This is a genomic window from Streptomyces sp. NPDC059851 (genome assembly GCF_042732005.1).
Taxonomy (GTDB): Bacteria; Actinomycetota; Actinomycetes; order Streptomycetales; family Streptomycetaceae; genus Streptomyces.
Genome location: NZ_JBHWJJ010000110.1, coordinates 18326 through 28643 on the forward strand (window position 1 = coordinate 18326; position 10318 = coordinate 28643).

At 71.4% G+C, this 10318-nt stretch carries 12 protein-coding genes and 1 riboswitch; of the genes, 7 read left to right on the forward strand and 5 right to left on the reverse strand.

Annotated features, from left to right (window positions below):
* The first annotated feature begins 156 nt into the window (after nt 1–156).
* Nucleotides 157–355, forward strand: a riboswitch (cobalamin riboswitch).
* 27 nt (nt 356–382) lie between these two features.
* Genes ACFV7Q_RS28890 through ACFV7Q_RS28910 form a run of 5 tightly spaced genes read left to right on the forward strand, consistent with a single transcriptional unit; the run spans nt 383 to nt 3712 of the window.
* The gene (locus ACFV7Q_RS28890; RefSeq protein ID WP_385432702.1) at nt 383–1075 is read left to right on the forward strand and encodes an energy-coupling factor ABC transporter permease; all 693 of its coding nucleotides are present in this window, start codon (nt 383–385) and stop codon (nt 1073–1075) included.
* Between the two features lie 5 nt (nt 1076–1080).
* Nucleotides 1081–1485 carry an energy-coupling factor ABC transporter substrate-binding protein gene (locus ACFV7Q_RS28895; RefSeq protein WP_385432704.1) on the forward strand — a complete coding sequence of 135 codons (405 nt, stop codon included), beginning with the start codon at nt 1081–1083 and terminating at the stop codon, nt 1483–1485.
* A gap of 1 nt (nt 1486) precedes the next feature.
* Nucleotides 1487–2236, forward strand: a complete 750-nt coding sequence (gene cbiQ / locus ACFV7Q_RS28900; RefSeq protein ID WP_385432705.1) for a cobalt ECF transporter T component CbiQ — start codon at nt 1487–1489, stop codon at nt 2234–2236.
* Nucleotides 2233–3054, forward strand: a complete 822-nt coding sequence (locus tag ACFV7Q_RS28905; protein WP_385432707.1) for an energy-coupling factor ABC transporter ATP-binding protein — start codon at nt 2233–2235, stop codon at nt 3052–3054. Before cbiQ ends, ACFV7Q_RS28905 begins: the two co-directional genes overlap by 4 nt.
* A gap of 49 nt (nt 3055–3103) precedes the next feature.
* Nucleotides 3104–3712 (forward strand): PadR family transcriptional regulator, encoded by a 609-nt coding sequence (locus ACFV7Q_RS28910; RefSeq protein ID WP_385432709.1) that lies wholly within the window; start codon nt 3104–3106, stop codon nt 3710–3712.
* A gap of 80 nt (nt 3713–3792) precedes the next feature.
* On the opposite strand, the gene ACFV7Q_RS28915 is transcribed toward ACFV7Q_RS28910, so the two are convergent.
* The gene (locus ACFV7Q_RS28915) at nt 3793–4005 is read right to left on the reverse strand and encodes an EF-hand domain-containing protein (protein WP_385432711.1); all 213 of its coding nucleotides are present in this window, start codon (nt 4003–4005) and stop codon (nt 3793–3795) included.
* 255 nt (nt 4006–4260) lie between these two features.
* Between ACFV7Q_RS28915 and ACFV7Q_RS28920 the strand changes: the two genes are divergently transcribed.
* Together ACFV7Q_RS28920 and ACFV7Q_RS28925 are read left to right on the forward strand one after the other, a co-directional pair.
* Nucleotides 4261–5043, forward strand: a complete 783-nt coding sequence (locus ACFV7Q_RS28920; RefSeq protein WP_385432713.1) for a tRNA-dependent cyclodipeptide synthase — start codon at nt 4261–4263, stop codon at nt 5041–5043.
* Nucleotides 5024–6271 carry a cytochrome P450 gene (locus ACFV7Q_RS28925; protein WP_385432715.1) on the forward strand — a complete coding sequence of 416 codons (1248 nt, stop codon included), beginning with the start codon at nt 5024–5026 and terminating at the stop codon, nt 6269–6271. The genes ACFV7Q_RS28920 and ACFV7Q_RS28925 overlap by 20 nt, the downstream gene beginning before the upstream one ends.
* 97 nt (nt 6272–6368) lie before the next feature.
* Here ACFV7Q_RS28925 and ACFV7Q_RS28930 read toward each other — a convergent pair whose 3' ends face one another.
* The 4 genes from ACFV7Q_RS28930 to ACFV7Q_RS28945 all read right to left on the reverse strand — a co-directional run bounded on the left by ACFV7Q_RS28930 (nt 6369) and on the right by ACFV7Q_RS28945 (nt 10271).
* Nucleotides 6369–7562: a YncE family protein gene (locus ACFV7Q_RS28930; protein WP_385432717.1), complete on the reverse strand. Its 1194-nt coding sequence runs from the start codon at nt 7560–7562 to the stop codon at nt 6369–6371.
* Nucleotides 7559–8365 (reverse strand): polysaccharide deacetylase family protein, encoded by an 807-nt coding sequence (locus ACFV7Q_RS28935; protein ID WP_385432718.1) that lies wholly within the window; start codon nt 8363–8365, stop codon nt 7559–7561. Before ACFV7Q_RS28935 ends, ACFV7Q_RS28930 begins: the two co-directional genes overlap by 4 nt.
* Before the next feature lie 385 nt (nt 8366–8750).
* Complete coding sequence (locus ACFV7Q_RS28940) at nt 8751–9254, reverse strand: ATP-binding protein (protein WP_385432720.1); 504 nt, start codon at nt 9252–9254, stop codon at nt 8751–8753.
* A gap of 249 nt (nt 9255–9503) precedes the next feature.
* Complete coding sequence (locus tag ACFV7Q_RS28945) at nt 9504–10271, reverse strand: enoyl-CoA hydratase/isomerase family protein (RefSeq protein WP_385432722.1); 768 nt, start codon at nt 10269–10271, stop codon at nt 9504–9506.
* Nucleotides 10272–10318: the final 47 nt, after the last annotated feature.

The window sequence follows — 10318 nt, forward strand, 5'->3', positions numbered from 1 at the left end:
GGCCCCGCTACCAGTCGCTCCGTGCAGGAAGTTCCTTGGCCCTGCCACCGTTTCGCCCGCGCACCGGGGGCGCGTCGGCCCACCACGGGCGTGAAGCGGAATCCCCGGGCCCAAGGGCCGGTGCGGATCCGGGTTGTTAGGGATCCATGGAGCGGATTAGGGTCATCACGCCTTGGTGTACGGGAAACCGGTGGAAGACCGGTGCGGCCCTCGCCACTGTGAACGGGAAGTCCGGCTCCACTCCTGCGGGAAAGCCACTGGGCAGCGCGGGGAGGGACCCGCACCGCCCGGGAAGGCGGAGCCAGGGCATCAGTACCCGTGAGCCAGGAGACCGGCCAAGGCGCGTTGTCCATCCACGAGGTGCTGGAGAGGTCTCCCACTCATGCATATAGCCGAGGGGTTCTTGCCCCCTTTGCACGCGGCCGCCTGGGGCGCCGCGTCCGCTCCCTTCGTCGTCCACGGGGTACGGGCCCTCACCCGCGAGGTGAAGGCCAACCCGGAGAGCACCCTCCTGCTCGGCGCGTCCGGAGCGTTCACCTTCGTCCTGTCCGCGCTGAAGATCCCGTCGGTGACGGGCAGCTGCTCACACCCCACCGGGACCGGGCTCGGTGCGATCCTGTTCCGGCCGCCGATCATGGCGGTGCTCGGCACGATCACCCTCCTCTTCCAGGCGCTGCTGCTCGCGCACGGCGGACTGACCACCCTCGGCGCCAACGTCTTCTCGATGGCCATCGCCGGGCCGTGGTCCGGGTACTGCATCTACCTGCTGCTGCGGCGGCTCAACGCCCCGCTGATGGTGTCGGTGTTCTTCGGCGCCTTCTTCGCCGACCTCGTCACCTACTGCGTGACCTCCGTGCAGCTGGCGCTGGCCTTCCCGGACCCGGCTACGGGCTTCTTCGGTGGGCTCGCGAAGTTCGGCGGCATCTTCGCGGTCACCCAGATCCCGCTCGCCGTGAGCGAGGGCCTGCTGACGGTCCTGGTGATGCGGCTGCTGATGCAGTCCAGCAAGTCCGACCTGGTCCGGCTGGGCGTCGCGAAGCTCGCCGGCCGCTCCGAGCAGAAGACGGCGGTGTGACGCCCATGAACCCGAGCCGGAACACGAAGATCAACGGTCTGCTGCTGCTCCTGGTGGCGGCGCTGGCCGTGCTGCCGCTCGCCCTGGGCCTCGGCGAGGGCAAGGAGGAGCCGTTCGCGGGTGCCGACGCGCAGGCGGAGGCGGCCATCAGCGAGCTGAAGCCGGATTACGAGCCCTGGTTCTCCCCGCTGTACGAGCCCCCGTCCGGGGAGGTCGAGTCGGCCCTGTTCGCCCTCCAGGCGGCGCTGGGCGCGGGCGTGCTCGCGTACTACTTCGGGGTCCGACGGGGCCGTCGCCAGGGTGCGGCGGCCGCGGCCGCGGGCACGCCCTCCGCCGACACCGCACCGGCACGGGCCTCCGCATCCACGTCCGCATCCACACCCGCAGCGGCGCCCGCCTCGGAGTCGTAGCGTGCTGCCCATCGACGTGGCTGCGCACGGCAGCCGCTGGCGGGGCCGGCATCCGTTGGAGAAGGCACTGCTCGGACTGGGTCTGACGGTCAGTGCCCTGTGCCTGCCGGCCTGGCCCGGCGGGCCGCTCGTGGCTGCCGCGACCCTCGCCGTGCTCCTCGGGCCGGCCGGGGTCGCCGGGCGGCAACTGTGGCGGGCCTTCCGGATCCCGCTGGGGTTCTGCTTCACCGGGGCGCTGCCGCTGCTGGTCGCGGTCGGCGGCCCGGCGGGCCCGGTCTCCCTGGCCCCGGACGGGCCGCGGCTCGCCACCGAGCTCCTGCTGCGCACGTCGGCGGCCTCGCTCGGAGTCCTGCTGTTCGCGTTCACCACACCGGTGTCGGACGTGCTGCCCCGGCTGGCCCGGGCCGGGGTGCCGGCGCCGGTGGTGGACGTGGCGCTGGTCATGTACCGGATCGGGTTCCTGCTGCTCGACTCCCTCGCCCAGGTGCGGCGCGCGCAGGCCGCCCGTCTGGGGCACGCGGGCCGGGCGGCGGCCTGGCGCTCGGTGGCGGGGCTCGCCTCCACCTCGTTCGTACGGGCCTTCGACCGCGCGGCGCGGCTCCAGTCGGGCCTGGCCGGGCGCGGCTACGACGGCGCGCTGCGGGTGCTCGTCCCCGAGGCGACGCTGTCATGGCGATTCCTCGCCGCCTCGGCGGCCCTGCTCGCGGCCGTGGCCGCACTGACACTCACCCTGAAGGGGCTGTACCCGTGAACGCGTTGGTGGAACTGGCCGGGGCCGGCTATGCGTACGAGGACGGCCCGGCGGTGCTGACCGGGGTGGACTTCGCCATCGCCGAGGGCCGGGCGCTGGTCCTGCTCGGCCGCAACGGCAGTGGCAAGACCACGCTGATGCGGCTGCTCAGCGGCGGCCTGCGGCCCGATTCGGGCGAACTGCGGCTCGACGGGACGGCGGTCGGCTACGACCGGGCGGGCCTGACCCGGTTGCGGACGGCGGTGCAGCTGGTGGTCCAGGACCCGGACGACCAGCTGTTCGCCGCCTCGGTGGAACAGGACGTGTCCTTCGGCCCGATGAACCTCGGCCTGCCCGCGGACGAGGTGCGGGACCGGGTGGAGTCCGCGCTGGCCGCGCTGGACATCACCGGGCTGCGGGACCGCCCGACGCACCTGCTCTCGTACGGGCAGCGCAAGCGCGCCGCGATCGCGGGCGCGGTGGCCATGGCCCCGCGGGTGCTGATCCTCGACGAGCCGACGGCCGGACTCGACCCGGACGGGCAGGAGCGGTTGCTGGACACCCTGGCGGGGTTGCGCTCGCACGGCACCACGGTGGTGATGGCCACCCACGACGTCGACCTGGCGGTGCGCTGGGCCGACGACGCGGCGGTCCTGACCCCGGAGGGGATCCGCTTCGGCCCGGCCGCCCGACTGCTGGCCGACACGGGCCTGCTCACCGGGGCGGGCCTGCGCCAGGCTTGGTCACCGGCGGTGGCGGCCTTCCTACGGGCGCGCGACCTGCTGGGGCCCGACGCCCCCGGCCCGCTGACCCCCGAGGCCCTGGCCGCCCTGCAGTAGCCGACCGGCACGGGTCGGCAACGGCGTGCGGCAAACCTAGGATGACGACATGTCGCTGCCGCACGCCATCCTCACCGCCCTGCTCGAGAAGCCCTCGTCCGGGCTGGAACTGACCCGGCGGTTCGACAAGTCGATCGGGTACTTCTGGTCCGCGACGCACCAACAGATCTACCGCGAGCTGGGCCGGCTGGAGGAGGCCGGGCTGATCCGGGCCCTGCCGAGCGAGGTGCCCGTGCGGGGCCAGAAGAAGGAGTACGAGGTCCTGCCGGCGGGCAGCGCGGAGCTCGCGCGGTGGATCGGCGAGAGCCAGGACCCGAAGGACATCCGGGACCCCCTGCTGCTGCGGATCCGGGCCGCGGGCGTGGTCGGCGTGCAGGGTCTGGCCGGGGAACTGCGGCGCCACCTGGAGCTGCACCGGCGCCAGCTGGCGCTGTACGAGGCCATCGAGGAGAAGGACTTCCCCCCGGAGCGGGACTCCGACGAGGACCGGCTGCGCCGGCTCGTGCTGCACGGCGGCATCGGCCTGGAGACGTTCTGGCTGCGCTGGCTGGAGGAGGCCCTGGGCGAGGTCGGGGACATGACGCGGGCGGGCAGCGCCGCGGATGCCGGCCCGGGTGCCGCCCCGGATACCGCGGGCGGACCCGACGCCGCGCCGTAGGACGCAGCCCGTGAGGGGCGGGCAGGCCGCAGCCCCCGTACCGCCCGGCGGGGGCGGCACGGGGGCTGCGGCGCGGGGCCTTACTTGTTCAGGGAAGACCAGAACTCGTCGAAGCTCAGCAGGCCGTCGCCGTTCGTGTCCTTGGAGGCGATGACGGAGTCGGCGACCGGGCCCGTGACGAACGGGTCGCCCATCTCCGCCATGGCCCGACGGAACTCGTCGGCCGTGACGAAGCCGTCACCGTCCGCGTCGAACCTGCCGAACGTCTCCCGCGCGCTCTCGATGTCCGCCACTGGGATCCACCCCTTCTTGGTGCTCGTTGACCGGCTCAGGGTAGCGGCATCGGGAGCGGCCGCCGATGCCGGGTCCCGTTCGGGCGGCAGAAAGAAATTCAATTACCGCCCCGTAGCACGGAATCAGTGATTCCGGCCAAGAAATCCACCTCGGACTTGTCACGTTCCGGGATCACCGCATAACGTACCGGCATTGCCGCCACACCAGGAGCGCAGGGCTCCCAGGGACAAGCGGCAACAAGGGCGATCACACAGGTGACGATCACAGCAGACGCATCATTCGAAGTTCTGCCCTTCACCCGCACGTGCCGTCATATCTGGGATGAGGGCGACCATGTGCTCATCGGAGTGAGTCCTGGGAACAGCTACTTCAGCTCCGAGCGCATCAACAGCCTCGCCCGCTGGGCGGTACCCCGGTTCGCGCAGGTCGACTTCGTGTACGCGGACCTCCATGTGGACCGTATGTTCGCAGCTTTCGGCTACGGCCGGGAACATGCGGAGAAGCGTGCCGCGAAGGAGATCAAGGCAGTCCGGCGGCGGGTCCTCAAGGGCATCGAAGAATCGGGGCAGCCGCGTGCGGGGGTCCATGTGCGGGCACTTTCGGAGTTCCAGACCCATCCCGTTTACCGACTGCTGCACCGGCGCGTGCTCCATTTCCTGGAAACCGACGATGAATTCCGCAAGGGCTGCGAGGAGATGGCCCTCCATTTCGTCGGGTCGAAGTTGCCGGAAGGTGAATCCATCACGGCGGACCAGTTGCAGGTCTGTTTCGACTACCTGGCGGCGGAGCTCCCGTTCTTCGTGGACACCCCGAGCATTCTCGACGTGCCGTCGTCCGTGGCGGCCTACCACGTCCGGATGCCTCTGACGGACGTCCTCTTCGCGCGCGGCGGGGGCCTGCGCGCGACCCGCAACCAGGCCTACGCCGTCGTACGGCCGGAGTCCGCCGGGGCGGCCCGCCCGGCCCCCGTGCCGGCCGGCACGGCCGCGAACCACGCACCGACCGAAGGGACCGCCGATGGGCGTCGAGCAGCATGAGGCCGGCGCCGGCCGGCAGGAGGGGGACGCCCCCCTCCTCGATTTCCCGCTGTCGAGGCGCGGTGACGTGCTCCCGGAGGAGTGCGCCCGGCTGCGGGAGAAGGCCCCCGTCGCCCGGGTCCGCACCCTCACCGGGGACCGCGCCTGGCTGGTCAGCAGCTACGCGCTGGCCAAGCAGGTGTTGGAGGACGAGCGGTTCAGCCTGAAGGACACCGCCCGTGCCGGCGTGCCCCGCCAGTACGCGCTGACGATTCCGCCCGAGGTCGTCAACAACATGGGCAACATCAACGGCGCGGGCCTGCGCACCGCGGTGATGAAGTCCCTCAACCCGCGGCAACAGGGCCTGCAGGACTGGCTGCGCGTCACGGCGGGGACGCTCGTCGACGGGCTCGTCGCCGAGGGCGGGCCCGTGGACCTGCGGGCGGGGTTCGCCGACCCCTTCTCGGCCGCCCTTCACTGCCGGGTGCTGGGGGTGCCGTTCGAGGACTGGCGGCGCCTGATGTCGGGGCTCGACGTCGCGTTCATGACCGCGCGCGAACCGTTCGCCGACTCGGCACTCAACTGGTACAAGGACGTCGCCTACTTCGCCGGCCGGCTGGGCGCACAGCTCGCACTGCCCGCCGAGCAGCGTACGGGGCTGCTCGGCCGGTTCGCGGAGCTCAAGGAGGCCGACCCGGACGCCGCCCACCTGACCGACGAGATGTTCGCGACGGTCGCCGTCTCCCTGTTCGGGGCGGGGGCCGTGTCCACGTCGGCCTTCCTGGTCCTGGCCGTTCTCGCGCTCCTCCAGCGACCCGAGCTCATCGACCACCTGCGCCACCACCCGGAGCGCACGGGGAAGGCGGTCGACGAGCTGCTGCGCTGGAACCTGTCCGTGGGCGACGGCCTGCCGCGCATCGCGCTGGCGGACGTTCAGGTCGGCGACGTGCTGGTCAAGGAGGGTGAGCTCGTCCTGGTCCTGCTGGAGGGGGCCAACTTCGACCCGGAGGCCTTCGAGCGCCCGGACGAGCTGGACCTGGAGCGGGAGAGCGCCAACGCCCACCTCGCGTTCGGGGCGGGCCGGCACTTCTGCCCGGCCTCGGCACTGGGCCGGGCCCACGCCGAGATAGCGCTGGAGGTGCTCGTGGAGCGGCTACCCGGCCTGCGACTCGCGGTGCCCGCCGAGAACCTGGTGTGGCGTACGGGCTTCATCAAGCGGCTGCCGGAACGGCTTCCGGTCGCCTGGTGATGGCGCGGCGGCGCCCCGGGAGACCGTGCGGGCTCCCGGGACGCCGCGCGGTGCGGTGCGGTGGAGTGGGGCGGTGTGGGGTGCGTGGGGGCGCGTCCTAGCGGAAGACGCCGGTGTGGCCCAGTGAGTAGCGGCCGGGCTGCGGGTAGACGGCCAGGCCGTGCGGGCCGGCGCCGACCGGGATCCGGGCGAGCTGTTTGCCGGTGGCCGTGTCGATCGCGTAGACCTCGGCGTCGTAGCGACCCGACAGCCACAGCACCTTGCCGTCGGCGGACACGCCGCCCATGTCGGGGCTGCCGCCGTCCGGCAGCAACCACTTCTTGGTGAGTTTCTTCTGGGGGAAGTCGAAGACCGAGATGGTGCCCTCGCCGCGGTTGGAAACGTACATCTCGCGGGAGTCGCGGCTCACGTACAGGCCGTGGCAACCCTTGCCGGTGGGCAGCAGCTGGGGGGTGTCGAACTTCTCGCCGTTGAGCACCCACATGCCGTGCGCCATCATGTCGGCGACGTAGAAGGTCTTGCCGTCCGGGGAGATCTTCACGTCCTGCGGCATGGCGCCCTCGAAGGGCAGCTTCTGCTGGGCGATGACCTCCATCTTCTCGGTGTCGACCTTGAGCAGCTCGCCGGAGAACTCACAGCTGACGATGAAGTAGCGGCCGTCCGCGGAGAAGTCCGCGTGGTTGACGCCGAAGCAGGTCACCGGAACGGTCTTGACCCGGTTCATGGTGCGCGGTTCGCGGAAGACGAGCTCCTTGTCCATCGAGGCCATGACGACCGCGTATTTGCCGTTCGGCGTGAAGTACAGGTTGTACGGGTCGTGCACCTCGACCGGCTCACCGACCTCGCCGGTCGCGGGGTTGATCGGCGTGAGGGTGTGACCGCGGTTGTTGTTCACCCACAGGGTCTTCAAGTCCCAGGAGGGGACCACGTGCTGGGGCTGGACCCCGACCGGGATCGTGTCGATCACCTTGTACGTCTTGGGGTCGATGACGGACACCGTGTTGGAGCTGGTGTTCGGCACGTAGACCCGGGACGGGAAGTCCTTCACCACCGGGGAGAGCTGGTTCGGCCGGTCGGCCGCGTACACGTCGTTCGGGTCGAGGAGCGGCGGCATGCCGGCGAGGCCGGCCGGGGCCGCCGGGACGGCCTTCACCGGCGGCTGTGCCGGGGCCTCGGAACCGAGCGCCTCGGAGGGGCCCTTGTCGCCGGCCGATCCGCAGCCGGCCAGGGCGGCGAGGACCAGACCGGCCAGGAGCACGGTGGCCTTCCGGGGAAGGCGGGTGGTCGTCATGGGGTCAGCAGCTCCGTGGTGGTCACCGCGCGCAGTGTGCGGCGCGCGAGTTCTTCGAGGAGGGGAGGCATCGCGTCGACCGTGTCCGCGTAGCCGAAGTGCAGGCTCACCACCGATCCGCTGCGGATCGTCCCGGTGACGGTGCGGATCACGGCCGCCGCGCCGGGCGAGGTGAAGTCGAGGGAGTCCACGTCGTACGAGAGGACGTGCGCGTAGCCCGCCCGCCGGGCCAGCTTGCGGACGAGCGGGGTGGCGTGCTGCGTCTGCGAGGGGCGGAACCAGGTGCCGATGGAGCCGGTGAGGCGCTTCAGCCGCTGGGCGCACCCGGTGATCTCGGCGTAGGCCTCGGCCTCCGTCATGTCGTTGATGGCGAGGTGGCGTTGGGTGTGGTTGCCGAGTTCGTGGCCGCCGTCCAGGACGCGGCGGGCCATGTCCGGGTAGGCGTCGAGCCAGGTGCCGATCGCCAGGACGGTCACCCGCGCGCCCGCGCGTTCGGCCTCGGCGAGCACGGATCGGGCGGTGGCGGGGTCGCCGTTGCCGTGGAAGGTGAGGGCGACCCGGGGGCGGTCGCGGGGGCCGTGGCCGATCTCCTCGGGCTGTCCGGGGAACCTGCGCGGCGCCGGGGCGGGTACGGGTGCGGGTGCGGGCGGCCTGCCGGGTACGGCGGGTGCGGGCCCGTCCTTCGGCGCGCGTGAGGGCCGGGCCGGGCCGCCCGCCGCGGCCCCGCAGGCGGTGGCGAGGGCGGCGGTGGCGGCCGCCGCGCCGGCGCGGAGGGCGGATCGGCGGTCCGGGTAGCAGGGCACCCGCCCATTTAAGAGAAGAAATCCCCCAAAGGTAACGATTGACCCAATTCGGGCCCCCGGTCGAAGTGAACCCGGATGGCGGCCCACCCCTCCAGGGATCAAGGAATCACACGGACGAATGGATACCTATTCACTAAATACGAGGCGGGTGGTCGACCTCACCTAGGATTTAGGTGGAAACTCTTAGGATTTGCACACTTATGTCCGAGTCGGGACTTTTGGCGTTCGGTCCCCCATCTGCCATAGTCGGAAGCACGGCTTCCCCATTGACCCGAGCGAAGTCGCCCCGCCGAGGATCACACCCCCTTCGATCCTCGGCGCACCCATGGAGCCCCCACGGAGCCGCACCACGGCGAACGGGGGCTTCAGGCGTTCGCGGACCGGCTCAGCGATCGGCCACCCGCATCTCGAACCAGGTGATCTTGCCGCGGGGCAGCAGGTCGGCACCCCAGCGGTCGGAGAGCTTGTCGACGAGGAAGAGACCCCGCCCGGTGGTGTCCAGTTCGTGGACCGGCATCAGGCAGGGCAGCCCGCGGGAGGGGTCGCGCACCTCGATCCGGATCCAGCCGCGCCGCCGGTGCATCCGTAACCCGAAGGAGCGGGCGCCCGTGTGGCGCACCGCGTTGCCGACGAGCTCGGAGACGAGCAGGACGGTGTGCTCGGACACCTGGGGCGAGAAGCCCCAGAAGCGGATCACCACGTACTGGGCGAGCCTGCGGGCCCTGCCGGCCGACTCCGGCATGGACGGCAGTGTCACTTCTGCCTCGGCCGGATTCCCGTACAACTCCAGCGCCTGGAGACCCTGTTCGTCCTCCAGAGCCGCCGTCGACCGCACGACGGAAGCGCTGCTGCGCTGCCGCGGCTGTTCCACACCCTCCAGGCCCGCCATGCACCCATCATGGACGGCCGGTGCGCCCGTCCGGGCCGTTCCGCAGGAAAACACCCCTAGCAGCGGAGGGTCCCAACGAAGTGCTCCGGCATATGCGTTGGGCAATCGGACACCGGCACAACCACCCTGATCTGCGGTGACACACCCCGCGGCGGCGACCCCCCGGAGCGGATCGCCGGTCCTCCTTAACCCTGCTTTAAGGCGGGGCTAATCCACCCCCACGGAGGACCGACGAGAACCGGACAGGTCTCAGACGAACTTGGCCTTGCCCGGGCCCTCCTCGACGAAGCTGCGCATGCCGCGCTCGCGGTCCTCGGTGGCGAACAGGCCCGCGAACCAGTTGCGTTCGATGGTCAGGCCGGTGTCGATGTCCGCCTCCAGGCCCGCGTCCACGCACTCCTTGGCCGCACGCAGCGCGATGGCCGGCCCCTGGGCGAGCTTCGCGGCCCAGGCGTGCGCCTGCTCGTACACCTCGGCGGCGGGCACGACGCGGTCCACGAGGCCGAGGGTGAGCGCCTCGTCGGCCTTGACCATGCGACCGGTGAAGATGAGGTCCTTGGCCTTGGAGGGGCCGATGAGCCGGGACAGCCTCTGGGTGCCGCCGGCGCCCGGGATCAGGCCGAGCAGGATCTCGGGCTGGCCGAGCTTCGCGTTGTCGGCGGCGATGCGGTAGTCGGCGCACAGGGCCAGCTCGCAGCCGCCGCCCAGGGCGTAGCCGGTGACGGCCGCGACGACCGGCTTGGGGATCCGGGCCACGGCGGTGAAGGCGTCCTGCAGCGCGCGGGACCGGGCGACCATCGCCGCGTGGTCCATCGTCTGCATCTCCTTGATGTCCGCGCCGGCGGCGAACACCTTCTCACCGCCGTAGATGATGACGGCGCGGACGTCGGACCGGTCGGTGGCCTCCACCGCAAGCTCGCGCAGCCGGTCCTGGGTGGCGATGTCCAGGGCGTTCATGGGCGGCCGGTCCAGGCGGATGGTGCCGACGCCTTCGGAGACTTCGAGAGAGAGGGTCATACGGGGAAGGTTAGCCCCGGTTAACAGAAGTGGCCCGGTGCTGTGGG